Here is a 14850-nt window from a genome sequence, read left to right on the forward strand (position 1 = left end):
CAGCAGCAGCAGCAGCAGCAACCGCTCTATATTGGCGATACCAACTGCATAAGAACGGCCGTTAACCAGCCTGCATAGGTTCCTATAGCATAGCCAAATACCGCCAGGATAACACCGACCGAAATCAAGGCAGGATGAAAGGCCGCTGAAGCCACCGAAGCAGATGCCACCCCACCGATATTAGCCATGCTGCCCACAGCGTAATAAAAGAACGGTACCTTAGCGATTTTTCCTACCAGCAACAGCAGTAAGGCATGGAAGGATATCCAGATAATACCGACAACAAATAAACCCGGGTTGGTGAAAACTGCCGTAATATCCATCTGCATGCCGATGGTTACAATAAGCATGTAAAGCAATACAGCGCCCATTTTCGAGGCCCCGGCATATTCAAGTTTACGCGCCGGAGTAAAGGAAAGGATAACGCCAAAAATAGTCGCAATAAGTATAATCCAAAAGAAAGGGCTGCTTAAAGAAAACTGCTCCAGGTTCGGGTAATTACGGCCGATAAAAGCACCTATCGGTTCAGCTATATAGGTAGCTAAACCTGTACCAGCAAAAGCCAGCGCCAGCATAATAATAAGGTCTTTGGTTTCCGGCATGCGTGCATGTGTCGCAGTTTTGGCATCCATGCGTGCAATAAGCGCATTTACATCAGAACCATCGGCCTTAAAAAAACGATCAAAAGCCTTAACCTTATTGGCACCGTACAGCAAAAAGGCCATCCACAAGTACGCTAGAAAGACATCAATGGCTATAATGGAAGAAAACAAAGTCGGTGAAGGCTGTAATATTTCGCGTAATGCCACCTGGTTGGCACCACCACCAATCCATGAGCCCGCCAAAGTACCCAGGCCGCGCCATACCTCATCGGGCCCTGCCCCAGCTACCACCTGTGGTGCTACCATTGCGGTGAGCCAAACTGCCAAAGGACCACCGATTATTATTCCGATGGTGCCCGTTATAAACATCAAACCCGCACGTTTACGCATGGCCCACATCTCTTTTAGGTCAAGGCTGATAACAAAAAGTATAAGACAAGCCGGTAGAAAATAGCGGCTACCGATGGCTGTTAAAGGCGAGTTTATGCCATCAAAAACCTGTAAAGAGTTTAATATTCCGGGAATAAAATAGCAGAGTAATAGCGGAGGAAAGATGGCATAAAAACCTTTAATGTATCTATTTTGCAGTCCCGAGGTATAAAATACAAGTCCTAAGATTGCCATCAATATGCCTACAATAACGGGGGTTGATGTAATTAAAGGCGCGGTTATAGCCGTTTGGTTATTCATATGTTAAGGTATACTATATGTTAGTGGTAGGGTGAAATTAGGTAATATTCTTGAATTATTTCAAGTTAAAGCGTAATTTAAGCTTTCGTTTATAGCATATTAACGATTAAAAATTGCAAATTTAGATATTGATTCCTTACGGGGGAGGGGATGCAATTATCAAGGCAAGAAAATGCGCTAGGACCGTAGTAAAAACTGTTGCTGCACGTGCCATACGCATTTATCTTAAGCGCCAGCCTGTGAACATGAAGCCGTAAAATGGCAGCCTATAGCGGCAACAAGGTTAACCTAAACACAGGCAATGCCCGTGGTGGAAGAGATAGTGCCAAAGCTATTGGCCTACATGTGAGGAAAAACCGCCGACTTGCTGCTATAGCATAAACTGGATTTAAAAAATACTTATAGACTATGCATACAATCCGAATATTGGTAGTCGGTTGCGGTAATATGGGGGTATCGCACGCTACAGCCTATCATCATTTTAAAGAATTTGAGATTGTCGGTTTGGTTTCTCGTGGTGACAGCAAGGCTAGGCTCAACGAGAAATTACAAGCGACATATCCCTTGTTTAATAACTACGAAGCCGCCTTGGTTGCAACAACACCCGATGCCGTATGCATTGCGACTTATCCGGATACCCACGAGAGCTATGCCCTAATGGCTTTTGCTGCCGGTGCGCATGTGTTCATAGAAAAGCCGCTGGCCACGACCGTATTGGGGGCAAAGCGCGTGTTGGAGGCTGCGCAAAATGCCAACCGCAAGCTGCTGGTCGGCTATATTCTGCGGTACCACCCCTCGTGGATGCGGTTTATTGAGGAGGGCCGTAAAATGGGCTCCCCCCTGGTATTCCGGATGAACCTTAACCAACAAAGCCAGGGTTATATGTGGGATGTGCACCGAAATATTATGCAGAGCTTAAGTCCGATTGTGGATTGTGCCGTGCATTACATCGATGTGATGTGTCAGCTGACTGACGCGAAACCAATAGCAGTAACCGCCATAGGAGCACGGTTAACCCCCGATATTCCAGCCGATAATTACAACTACGGACAACTGCAAATTCGCTTTGCCGATGGTAGTGTCGGTTGGTATGAGGCAGGTTGGGGGCCGATGGTTAGTCAAACTGCATTTTTTGTGAAGGATGTTATTGGTCCTAAAGGTTCTGTTTCTATTGTGGCTAAGGAGGCAGCGCAAGATGGTAACTCCGATGATGTAGGCTCGCATACCAGGACCGAGTCGATACGCATTCATAATGCAGCTATGGATGGTTCAAATAACTTTACCCAGCCAGATAAATGGATCGATCTGCAGGACGAACCCGACCATCAGGAGCTTTGCAACCGCGAGCAACGCTACTTTCTGAAAGCGATGAAAGAAGATTTAGATTTATCGAAATCAATGCAGGATGCCTTAGAAAGTTTAACCATCGCTTTAGCGGCTGATGCACAGGTTAAGGCCGCCCTAAAATAATCTTTTTGTTATAATTTCATGCTGGCGTGAAAAATAGTATCTTTGCAGCCACAAACCATTTTATTAATAGATACAGATTACACATGATTAATTCTAAAAAAGCGTCGAAGTACGCTTTAAAGACTGTTGCTACATGCGCATGCGTATGTGCATTTTTTTCTTTTAAGGCAGCTGCGCAAACTACTTTTGGCGTTAAAGGAGGTTTAAATTTAGCGTTTGAAACCTCCTCCTATGATGGGGAATCGGCAACAACAAAGCCAACACCAACCTATCACCTTGGTGGTTATGTTAATAACAGACTGGGCCGACATTTCTCCCTGCAGCCGGGGCTTTTTCTTCAAGGTAAAGGGGCACGAACTGAGGTTTTCGGTGATAAGGATATTGTCGATGATTTTTTATACCTCGAAGTTCCTGTAAATGCAGTATGGGATATACAAATCCGTAATGGAGGTCGCTTCTTTTGGGGTGCAGGTCCTTTTGTAGGGTATAACCTACATGCTAAAGTAAAACAATATGGTGTATCGAAAGACCTTAAAAAAGACCCCGCAACAAGTGGCTACATCAAGGACGTTGAAGTAGGGTTGAACTTTCTGTTTGGTTACCAATTGCCACATGGATTTTTGCTTAATGCAGGCTCTAGCTTCGGCCTTTCGAATATGGCGGTAATCAACGGTGCAAAATTTAAAAATACCACGCTCTCCCTTGGTATAGGCTGGGCGTTTAATTAATATTGCGTACCTCTAAAACCTAATGTTGCAACAGTATCTTTCCGTAAATAATAATCCGGGAAGATACTGTTACCGAAGTTATTCTAGGTAGTCTTCACTTTAAAAGCCGTAATTTTTTTTTACGCTATTCAATTTAGTACCTTGCTGGTTAACAGTGCAAAACCTATCCATTTCTCTCCTGTATATTATCTCCATTTTTTAGCACGGCTTATACAACTGTTAATCTATCACCAGGAAAGTCACGCTATGTATCGTCACGCCGCATTCAACCTGGTTAAAAATGGGCTATAGGCCAAAAGTTAGCATGATGCTTAGTAAATACCCACCCATTATATCTAGTAATAATTTAAAGGACCAGGTAATAAGCATTAAAGTGTCGTGTATTTCTTTTGGCTGCTTTTATTTTCTTTAAATATATTATTTGTAATCATAAGGCTACATTTTTATTCTTTTAAGGGTGTGCTTTTCTTTATTTACCCTTAAGTTTAATTTGATTTTCTTTTGGTAAAAAAAGTAAAATAAAAGTTACTACTAGCAATTTGTTCACCTAAAAGGTTACTATATGAAAATTATTCATGCCATTCCAGTCCTATTTGGAATAAAAAATAAATCCGATGTGTTCGATTTTACCACTCCTAAAGTAAGGCTTGGATATGAAAATACTGTTGCGCCCCTACTGGTTCAGCGCAACAATATCAATAAAGAAATAGGGTATACTTTGAAGATTGAATGCATATAACCGATTCATATACACCGTAAATATTAATTGCATTATGAAAAAAATTAGAAAACCTGCCTATAGCATAGGAAAAATACTTATGCTTATCGTTACCCTTCATATTTTGGCCTGTAATCCAAAGTCAGACCTTGTAAACGATATTTCATCTGTAGGCTTAGCGAAAATTAAATTTAAGTTAACTGCAGGAGTTTTTGGTGGCTCCCTATTAACTGGCACAAAATCCACCCATTTAGATGTCCCTCAAAAGGCCTCGGTAATTCTCAATAACAACTACTACCTGACAGCAGAGTTAGTTCCCGACAGTAGTAGTACTGGTAAAGCAATAATCGAAGAAGGAACAAAAACACACAACAATAGAGCCGCTATTGAAAGTGGCACACTGAAGCCTGGTATTAAATACAAGGTCGTAGTATTTGATCCATCGGGGAAATACATAGTCGAAAAAGACTATACCCATGGCAGTGAAGAAAATGAAGGCCATTTATTATTAGATGCCGGAGTGATGTACAGCTTTATAGTATATTCTATTAATGATGAAGTAAACCTTCCAGCGATAAATTTCACAGATAATGCTAACAAAACGCTGGCAACAGCCAGGGTTGTTGCTTTAAATGGATCGGCAGATTTCATGCATTTCAGGAAGGAAATGACCTTAAATCCAAATCTTGTAAACAATTTAAATGTAATGTTAAAACATAAGTTTAGTCAAATTACAACCAGCATTGATGCCAGCAGTACAGGGTATAATATTACAGAGGTCAGCTCAAATTTTAGTCCGCATAGCACCACGGCTACTATAGATCTTGCCAACGGCCATATCACTCGATCGGCGGCGAATGCAAATGCCGACGTAGTTTTTGGAACGTTAAATACATCCCTAGTTACTAGTAAGCCAACAATAATTAATGCGGATGTTGAAGGTGATGCATCCTATAATATTACGCGTATTAGCATAGGGTCAATTACTCAAACCAATATTGTTCCTTTCAATACCCTAACAATTACCCCTGGAGTTAGGTATAATCTAAAGCTAAAAATTAATCCAAGTGATATTTTGTTATACCATAAAGACTATCCAGCAGCACGTATAGATGGTATCATTTGGATGCGACATAATTTGGGGGTTGATACAAGCTTAGATCCGGATAACCAAATGAATGCGGATAGGCATGGTAATTATTACCAATGGGGGCGCAGTTATCGGTCAGGTTCTGGTACCGCTACTAATGCAGATCCATTTTATGGTGGACCTAATTTTCCTGCTATAGGCTCATGGAATAATGGCAATGAAACAAATCCTATAAAAACACCAACTGATCCTTGTCCAGAAGGGTTTCGAATTCCGACCATGCGGGAATACAACTCCCTTATAACAGCGACAAGTACAACTAATATTGGCAATTTTACTGCTGGCAGCTCCCAGTTTAGTTCCGCAAAAGTTTTTACTAGTAAAATAAATAAAGGTGTTCAACTTACCTTCCCTGCTCAAGGTTTTTTTCCAACACGATATGTAAGTGAGGGGCATTACAATGAAGAGGGCCTGATAAATAGAGGATCACATGGACATTATCATACAAGTTTTTCATCCAGTACATCGTTAAACGTTACCTTATTCTTTGACACAAATACAGTGAAATTTGATAATCTTGGGACAATTCTATCAACAAAAGTTGATAGTTATGTAATGCGCTGCGTAGCTGAGTAATGTGTAAAAGGAGGATAAGGTATATAAAAAAAAGCCGTCTAAATTTTAGACGGCTTTTTTAGTGTTAAAATATTTTAATATTAAGATATTATTTATGTTCGATACACCAGTTACGGGCATTAACGAACGCCGCTAACCAAGGGGAAACCTCATCTTTACGGCCGTTCGGGTAGTTGGCCCAATGCCATTGGAATACCGAGCGCTCGATATGCGGCATAGTAACCAAATGGCGACCTGTAGCATCGCATAACATAGCCGTATTGAAGTCCGAACCGTTCGGGTTATGTGGATACTCCTCATACGCATACTTCGCTACGATACCATAGTTCTCCTCGCTGTTTGGTAAGTTAAATTTACCCTCACCATGCGAGATCCACACCCCTAAAGTAGAGCCAGCAAGCGATTTCAGCATAACCGAATTATTCTCCTGCACCTTCACCGACACAAAGTTAGACTCGTGTTTTCCAGACGTATTATGCAACATTTTGCCGTGCACTTCGTGATCCGGGTTAATTAATTCCAGCTCCATAAACAACTGGCAACCGTTACAAATACCCACCGACAAAGTATCTGGGCGAGCAAAGAAATTGTCCAACGCTTTTTTGGCTTTTTCGTTGTATAAAAATGCACCAGCCCAACCCTTAGCAGATCCCAAAACATCTGAATTCGAGAACCCACCTACAGCACCGATAAATTGAATATCCTCCAAATTTTCGCGACCCGAGATTAAGTCCGTCATATGGATATCTTTAACATCAAAACCCGCCAAGAACATCGCATTAGCCATCTCACGTTCCGAGTTGGAGCCCTTCTCCCGTATTATCGCAGCTTTAGGGCGCGGTTTTGTCGTGTCAGTAGTTGGCATTTTACCATCAAACTGCGCAGGAAAAACAAAATTTAAAGGTTGGTTTTTATAATGTGCAAAACGCAACGCTGCGGTTCCATTTTTCGACTGTTTGCTATCGAGTAAGAAAGATGTCTTAAACCAAGTATCACGAGTTTCCTCGACAGCAAATTGGAAGCTATCGTTATGGTTTTTGAAAGATACAGTAGTACCCGCAATTGCCTGTCCGATCTTAACAGCCTCGATACCTGCATTTGCAAATGCTTTTTCAAAGGCCGCATCCTCCTTAGCCTGCAGCACCACCGCAATATTCTCATTAAAGAACACCTTAACGGTATCCTGCTCAGCCAATGGCGTAAGGTCATAGTTTGCCGCAAGATTAACATCCGCAAAAGTCATCTCCAGCAAGGTAGTAATCAAACCGCCAGAGCCCACATCGTGCCCCGCCTCAATCTGTCCGTCAAGGATTAAATCCTGAATGGTATTGAACGCCGTTTTAAAATATGCAGCATCCTGAATGGTCGGTACCGTAGTTCCGATTTTGTTTAATACCTGTGCGAAGGAAGAACCACCCAAGTGGAAGTCATCTTTCGATAAATTGATATAATAAATGGAGCCGCTGTCTTTTTTCAACACCGGTTCTACAACCTTTGTAATATCGGTACAATTTCCTGCTGCAGAGATAATAACCGTTCCTGGTGCGATTACATTTTCGCCGTTCGGATATTTCTGCTTCATGGAAAGAGAATCCTTACCCGTTGGGATATTAATACCCAACTCAATAGCGAAATCTGAACAAGCCTTAACCGCCTTATAAAGACGCGCATCCTCGCCCTCATTATTACAAGCCCACATCCAGTTTGCCGATAGCGATATCCCCGCAAGGCCATCCTTGATTGGTGCAAATACAATATTTGAAAGCGACTCGGCAATTGCTGTTCTGCTGGCAGCAGCAGGGTCAATAATGGCGGCAACCGGAGCGTGTCCTACCGTTGTAGCGATACCCTCTTTACCTTTATAGTCCAGAGCCATGACGCCGACATTATTCAACGGCAACTGCAAAGGTCCGGCACACTGTTGCTTGGCAACACGGCCACCCACACAGCGGTCTACCTTATTGGTTAACCAGTCTTTTGCCGCCACCGCTTCGAGCTGTAATACCTGATCAAGGTAAGAAGGAATATTTTCTACTGTGTATACGACATCCGCATAATTTCTTACAATAGTCGTATCCCTCATAAATGTTTTCGGTGAAGAGCCAAAGAAATCTTCCAACGCATAGTCCATAGGTTTCTCACCTGTAGTTTTCGATTGGAAAGTAAAACGGTGGTCGCCAGTTACATCACCAACGGTATACATTGGCGACCGTTCCCGGTCGGCAACACGTTTTAAAATATCGATATCCTCTTCCGCAATAACCAAACCCATACGTTCCTGCGATTCATTACCAATAATTTCCTTTGCCGATAAAGTAGGGTCGCCCACAGGCAATGCATCCAGGTCAATTAAACCACCAGTATCCTCAACCAGTTCGGATAGACAATTTAAATGTCCACCAGCACCATGGTCATGAATCGATACAATAGGGTTGTGCTCCGACTCCACCATGCCACGAACCGCATTTGCTGCCCGCTTTTGCATTTCCGGATTGGAGCGCTGAATAGCATTCAGCTCAATGCCCGATCCAAATGCGCCCGTATCTGCCGACGATACCGCAGCACCCCCCATACCGATACGGTAGTTTTCGCCACCGAGAATTACAATTTTATCGCCAGTTTTAGGGGTATGTTTTTTCGCTTGGTCCAATTTACCATAGCCAATACCACCCGCCTGCATAATAACCTTATCATAACCCAGCTTACGGCCATCCTCATCGTGTTCAAAAGTTAATACCGAACCCGTGATTAGCGGTTGACCGAATTTATTGCCGAAGTCTGAAGCACCATTGGAAGCCTTTATTAAGATATCCATAGGTGTTTGATACAGCCATTCCCGCTCCTGCATGCCCTGCTCCCAAGGTCTATCTTGCAGCAGTCTTGAATATGCCGTCATGTAAATTGCCGTTCCAGCAAGCGGAATAGCGCCCTGCCCCCCCGCAAGGCGGTCACGGATTTCACCTCCCGAACCCGTTGCAGCGCCGGAAAAAGGCTCTACCGTCGTAGGGAAGTTATGTGTTTCGGCTTTAACCGATAATACCGATTCAAATTCCTTCTCCACATAGAAGTCCGCTTTATCTGCCGACAAAGGGGCAAATTGTGTTACTGTAGGTCCTTTTACAAAGGCTACATTATCTTTATAAGCCGAAACAATAGCGTTAGGATTAGTTTCGGAGGTTTTCTTAATTAACTTAAATAAAGAGGTAGGCTGCTCCACACCGTCGATGATAAAAGTGCCGTTAAAGATTTTATGGCGGCAGTGTTCCGAGTTGGCCTGGGAGAAAGCAAACACCTCTGCGTCGGTCAACTTACGTCCCAACTTGGTAGATAGGTTGTTTAGGTAAGTCACTTCTTCCGCATTTAATGCTAAGCCTTCCGATTTGTTGTACGCATCAATATCGTCGATTTCGATAATAGGTTCCGGCTGTATATTGATCGTAAAGATATCCTGTGTTAAAGCGCTAAACTTCTGCGATATCATAGGGTCGAAATCGTTGAAGTCGGCAGGCACAGGCTGAAACTCTTCGATACGTATTATACCATCAATAGCCATGTTCTGTGTAATTTCAACGGCATTGGTACTCCATGGTGTTACCATAGCTGCACGTGGTCCGACGAAATAATGGTTGAGGGTTTGGTCGTTGAGGAGTTTGGCGTTTCCGAAAAGCCAGTTTAATTTATTAATGTCTTCTTGTGATAAAGAGGTTACGCTTTGAACACTATAAACCGTGTTCGATGGGTTCTCAAAGAAATAAATCATTATTTTATGTAAGTTTTGAACGTTCTTCAAATGAAGATACAAATGTACGCATTATTTATTAATCCTTGCTAATAAAGTGGCTATGTAAAAAAAAGAACTTTTTCAATAATATGGAGATTTTTGGACGGATAATAAGGGACTACGGCTAAAAATTTTATCTTTGTACCTTCAAAATCGTATTAAAATGAATATTTCTTACAATTGGCTTAAGAATTACTTAGATATAGCGAAGTCGCCAGAAGAGCTGTCTTTAATTTTAACGGATATTGGTCTGGAAGTTGAAGCGGTAGAAAAGGTGCAGCCTATCCCTGGAGGGTTGGATGGACTTGTCGTAGGAGAGGTGCTTACCGCAGAGCAGCACCCCAATGCGGATAAATTAAAGGTTACTACGGTGAATGTGGGTGGAGCAGCACCGCTGCATATCGTATGTGGTGCGCCAAACTGTCGTGTCGGCCTTAAGGTTATTGTTGCTACGGTTGGTACAACCTGCCACCCTTTGCATGGGGAGCCTTTTAAAATTACCAAGTCGAAGATCCGTGGTGAGGTTTCAGAGGGGATGTTATGTGGGGAAGATGAGATTGGCTTAGGTGCCTCACATGCGGGTATAGTAGAGCTTCCGTCGGACTTACCTGTTGGTACCTTTGTAAAGGATTTTTATCATATTGAAGACGATTATCGGTTTGAAATTGGGTTGACGCCAAACCGCGCAGATGCGGCTTCCCATCTTGGGGTAGCCCGCGATTTGGCTGCATATTTCCGTACGACCTACACTTTACCGACCGTAGATGCTTTTACTGCGGGCCATGCAGCCGATGCTACTGCGGTAACGGTGTTAAACGAAGTGGCAGCCCCACGTTATGCAGGGGTTAATATTACAGGCGTTACGGTTGGGGAGTCACCCGCCTGGTTGCGCGAGAAATTAAATACAATAGGCATCCGTTCGATAAACAATATTGTGGATGTAACGAATTATATTCTTCATGATTTAGGACAACCCTTACATGCCTTTGATGCCGCGAAGATTGAAGGGAACAAAATTATTGTACGTTTAGCAAACGAGGGCGAGAAATTCGTGACGTTGGATGCGGTAGAACGTACGTTATCGGCAGAGGATTTGGTGATTGCCGACGCTGTTAAACCGATGTGTATTGCAGGGGTTTTCGGTGGCGAATACTCCGGTGTATCCGAAGCGACAACAGACATTTTTCTGGAGTCTGCCTATTTTAATCCGGTGTCGATACGAAAAACCGCTAAGCGTCATGGTTTAAAAACCGATTCCTCCTTCCGTTTTGAACGTGGAACAGACCCCAATATGCCGGTTTTAGCCCTGCAGCGTGCTGCTTTATTAATTCAGGAAGTAGCAGGGGGTACGGTATCGTCAGGAGTGACTGACTTATATCCGAATGTTGTGGAACCTTTTTCTTTTGAGGTAAATTATAAAAATGTGCAGCGTCTTATCGGAAAGGAGATTCCTGCAGCAGAAATTAGGGAGATTATACTCGCCTTAGGGATAGCTATTGTCGCAGAAGAGGGGGATGTTATTGCCGTTAAAGTACCGGCATATAAAGTTGATGTTACGCGTGAGGTGGATGTTATTGAGGAGGTATTGCGTATTTATGGATACAATAATATCGAGCTTAAGTCTCAAATATTAGCATCGCTGAATACCCAAGAGAAGCCCGATAAAGAGCTTGTATTAAATCAAACTGCAGATTTATTAATCGCCAATGGTTTCCGCGAGATTCTTTCCAATTCTTTAACGAAGTTAGCATTTACCGACGATGAGGATACCGCGGTTCGCTTGTTAAATCCATTGAGTTCTGATTTGGATACCATGCGTCAGAATATGCTTTATTCGATGCTAACGGCGATTTCATACAACCAAAAACGGAAAGCGAAAGACCTTAAGTTTTTTGAGTATGGTAAAACGTATCACCTTAACGATGGTGCGTATACGGAAAAACGCCGTTTTGCCATTTCGATTTCGGGTAAAACAGTTGCAGAGCAATGGAACCAACCAGCGCAAAACAGCAATTTTTACCATATTAAGGCTGCGGTCGATGGGGTAATCAAACGCTTACATGTGGAGGGTTTACAGGTGCTGGAGTCTACAAACCCGCATTTGGCCTATGGCTTAGATTATATGAAAGGACAAAAAGTCTTGGTGTCTGTCGGCGCTGTGTGTAGTGAGGCTTTGACAAAAGCGGATGTGGAAGGGCCTGTATTTTTTGCTGATTTTGATTGGGATTTAGTGCTGAAGGCGATCCGTAAGAATACCATCACCTACAAAGAGGTGTCGAAGTTTCCTGCGGTGCGTCGCGATTTAGCGCTATTATTAGAGGAGGAAGTTACGTTTGAACAGCTTAAAAATATTGCGTTTAAAACGGAGCGCAAATTATTGAAAAACGTTAGCATTTTCGATGTTTATAAAGGCGAAAAATTAGCGGAAGGTAAAAAGTCTTACGCTCTGAGTTTTACGCTTCAGGATGAAGAAAAAACGTTAAATGATAAACAAATTGATGGTATTATTCAGAAATTAATTATTAACTTTGGCAAAGAAACTGGTGCAATTGTGCGCTAAAATCTAGTTAATACTATTTAATTGCGAAATATATGGCAGCATTATCGGCACAAATGAATATTATCGTTGAGAAAACGAAAAATTTAATTCACTTGTGTGAAGCTTTGCAAGAAGAGAACGATCTGTTGAAGTTGGAGTTGCAGTCGGTACAGGTGGCGTTTGATACCAGTACAGAAAAGGTTGCACAGTTGGAGGAGAAGATTAAAGTTATGGCGGTGGCCAAATCTTTGGAAGAAGCGGAAGTGGATAAAGAGGCTATAAATGAAAAAATACTTGACACAAAACAAAAAATTAACGATTTTGTGCGGGAAATAGATAGATGTATAGGCTTATTGAAGTAATGCTTTGATAAGATGCGGAGAGATTGGGAGATATAAAATAAGTTTATACCGTTATTAAGCTCAACAAAATGGGAGAGATTTCCATAAAAATAAATATTGCTGATCGTGTTTATCCTTTACGGGTTACTGTAGAAGAAGAAGAGATTATTCGACATGCAGCAAAATTAATAAATGAAAAGATTAAGGAATTGCAGGATAATTATGCAGTTCGTGATAAGCAGGATTTACTGTCCATGTGTGTATTGCAATATGCTACAGGGATGATAAAGGCTGAAAGGAAGTTGGAAAATCAAGATCAAGGTCTGGAACATTCCATGCACGAATTGGATGCTTTATTATCAAATTTCTTTAAAAAATAAATTATCGTTCTTATAGAGCAATAACGACGAATTTGCCGCAATTAAATTCGGGTTGTCACTATTTTAAACTTAACGCTTCAAAATCACGAGCATTAACAAGATGAAGGCCATTTTGCGTAAGCCATCTAGGTCATGATCAATAGCTCAAATCATGTGAACACGAAGTTTAATAATACATGATACCTGTAAAATTTAATTGCGGTTTTTTTTTGAAAAAAAATTAACACTAAATACATATACTAAAATAACATGGAGTTATCAATTTCAATTATACTATCGTTGCTGATTGGAGTTGTGATTGGACGCTACTTATTACAGATGCTGTTCAAGAAACAAGAAAAAGAAGCGAACGAAAAAGCAGCAAGCATCATAAAAGAAGCTGAGAAGCAGGCTGAGCATGTGAAGAAGCAGCGTCAGTTGGAGGCTAAGGAGAAATTTCTTCAATTAAAAGCCGAGCATGAAAAAGAGGTTAACCAGCGTAATAATACCGTAAACCAAAAGGAGAATACTATCCGTCAGAAAGAGCAGTCTTTAAACCAGAAACTGGAGAATCTAAATCGCGAGAAACAAGATTTAGAGGCTAAAAACAAGAAGCTTGATCAGTTGGTAGAGGTTAACGAGAAGAAAAAAGAAGAGGTTGAGCATCTGAAAAACCAACATATCCAACAGCTGGAGACTATTGCCGGACTTACCGCAGATGAGGCGAAAGAACAATTGGTGTCTTCGCTAAAGGAAGAAGCGCGTTCGCAGGCGATTATCCAGATTAAGGATATCGTAGACGAGGCTAAGCTTACGGCTTCTAAAGAAGCTAAAAAGGTCGTTATTCAAACCATTCAGCGTACTGCAACAGAATCGGCAATTGAAAATACGGTATCGATTTTTAATATCGAGAACGACGAAATCAAAGGCCGTATTATTGGTCGTGAAGGCCGTAATATCCGTGCTTTAGAAGCGGCAACGGGTGTGGAGATTATTGTCGACGATACTCCGGAGGCTATTATTTTATCAGGTTTCGACCCTGTGCGTCGTGAGATTGCCCGTTTGTCGTTACACCGTTTGGTAACGGATGGCCGTATCCACCCGGCACGTATTGAAGAGGTTGTTGCTAAAACACGTACACAGATTGAAGACGAGATTGTAGAAATTGGTGAGCGTACGGTTATCGATTTGGGTATACATGGCCTGCATCCGGAATTAATCCGTATGGTGGGGCGTATGCGCTACCGTTCGTCGTACGGCCAGAACTTATTACAGCACTCCCGTGAGGTGGCAAATTTTGCTGCGACCATGGCTGCAGAACTGGGGCTGAATGTTAAACATGCGAAGCGGGCCGGTCTATTACATGATATCGGTAAAGTGCCTGATGATAACCCCGAATTGCCTCACGCAATTTTAGGTATGCAATTGGCCGAGAAATATAAAGAACACCCGGATGTTTGTAACGCTATTGGTGCTCACCACGACGAAATCGAGATGACATCCATGATCTCGCCAGTGGTACAAGCCTGTGACGCCATTTCTGGTGCCCGTCCTGGTGCCCGCCGTGAGGTCGTAGAAAGCTATATCAAACGTCTTAAGGAGCTGGAAGAATTGGCATTATCATACCCTGGTGTAGAGAAAACATTTGCTATTCAGGCAGGACGCGAATTGCGCGTTATTGTTGAAAGTGAAAAAGTTTCGGATGCACATGCCGAAATTTTAGCCGCTGATATTTCCAACCGTATCCAGACTGAAATGACTTATCCAGGTCAGATTAAGGTTACCGTAATCCGTGAAACACGTTCGGTATCGTTTGCGAAATAAGCATTTAAAACGTTTATACAATACAAAGAGCAGCCACCCTTCGAAGGTGGCTGCTCTTTTTTTGCTTATTTT

At 42.3% G+C, this 14850-nt stretch carries 11 protein-coding genes; 9 read left to right on the forward strand and 2 right to left on the reverse strand.

Going from position 1 to position 14850, the window contains the following annotated elements; translation table 11 throughout:
* Positions 1–26: 26 nt before the first annotated feature.
* Positions 27–1292, reverse strand: coding sequence for a DUF819 domain-containing protein (locus tag ACL9RF_RS01450; protein ID WP_422798813.1), 1266 nt, complete (start codon positions 1290–1292; stop codon positions 27–29).
* A gap of 258 nt (positions 1293–1550) precedes the next feature.
* Between ACL9RF_RS01450 and ACL9RF_RS01455 the strand changes: the two genes are divergently transcribed.
* The 5 genes from ACL9RF_RS01455 to ACL9RF_RS01475 all read left to right on the forward strand — a co-directional run bounded on the left by ACL9RF_RS01455 (position 1551) and on the right by ACL9RF_RS01475 (position 5934).
* Entirely contained in the window at positions 1551–1673 is a 123-nt protein-coding gene (locus tag ACL9RF_RS01455; protein WP_422798814.1) for a hypothetical protein, read from the forward strand.
* 27 nt (positions 1674–1700) lie between these two features.
* A complete protein-coding gene (locus tag ACL9RF_RS01460; protein ID WP_422798815.1) occupies positions 1701–2762 on the forward strand; it encodes a Gfo/Idh/MocA family protein in 1062 nt (353 codons plus the stop codon).
* An 83-nt stretch (positions 2763–2845) separates the two neighbouring features.
* A complete protein-coding gene (locus ACL9RF_RS01465; RefSeq protein WP_422798816.1) occupies positions 2846–3490 on the forward strand; it encodes a porin family protein in 645 nt (214 codons plus the stop codon).
* Positions 3491–4052: 562 nt separating this feature from the next.
* Positions 4053–4229, forward strand: a complete 177-nt coding sequence (locus ACL9RF_RS01470; protein ID WP_422798817.1) for a hypothetical protein — start codon at positions 4053–4055, stop codon at positions 4227–4229.
* A gap of 34 nt (positions 4230–4263) precedes the next feature.
* Entirely contained in the window at positions 4264–5934 is a 1671-nt protein-coding gene (locus ACL9RF_RS01475; protein ID WP_422798818.1) for an FISUMP domain-containing protein, read from the forward strand.
* An 88-nt stretch (positions 5935–6022) separates the two neighbouring features.
* Here the strand turns inward: ACL9RF_RS01475 and purL are convergent, their stop codons facing one another.
* On the reverse strand, positions 6023–9694 hold the full coding sequence (purL, locus tag ACL9RF_RS01480; RefSeq protein WP_422798819.1) for a phosphoribosylformylglycinamidine synthase: 3672 nt from the start codon (positions 9692–9694) through the stop codon (positions 6023–6025).
* 184 nt (positions 9695–9878) lie between these two features.
* Here purL and pheT point away from each other — a divergent pair, with 184 nt between their 5' ends.
* The 4 genes from pheT to rny all read left to right on the forward strand — a co-directional run bounded on the left by pheT (position 9879) and on the right by rny (position 14778).
* Positions 9879–12275 carry a phenylalanine--tRNA ligase subunit beta gene (gene pheT / locus ACL9RF_RS01485; RefSeq protein WP_422798820.1) on the forward strand — a complete coding sequence of 799 codons (2397 nt, stop codon included), beginning with the start codon at positions 9879–9881 and terminating at the stop codon, positions 12273–12275.
* Positions 12276–12307: 32 nt separating this feature from the next.
* Complete coding sequence (locus tag ACL9RF_RS01490) at positions 12308–12616, forward strand: hypothetical protein (protein ID WP_422798821.1); 309 nt, start codon at positions 12308–12310, stop codon at positions 12614–12616.
* Positions 12617–12684: 68 nt separating this feature from the next.
* Positions 12685–12975 carry a cell division protein ZapA gene (locus tag ACL9RF_RS01495; RefSeq protein WP_422798822.1) on the forward strand — a complete coding sequence of 97 codons (291 nt, stop codon included), beginning with the start codon at positions 12685–12687 and terminating at the stop codon, positions 12973–12975.
* Between the two features lie 249 nt (positions 12976–13224).
* Positions 13225–14778, forward strand: coding sequence for a ribonuclease Y (gene rny / locus ACL9RF_RS01500; protein ID WP_422798823.1), 1554 nt, complete (start codon positions 13225–13227; stop codon positions 14776–14778).
* The last annotated feature ends 72 nt before the right edge of the window (positions 14779–14850 follow it).

Origin of the sequence: Sphingobacterium sp. Mn56C (assembly GCF_049319645.1) — a bacterium.
GTDB lineage: Bacteria > Bacteroidota > Bacteroidia > Sphingobacteriales > Sphingobacteriaceae > Sphingobacterium.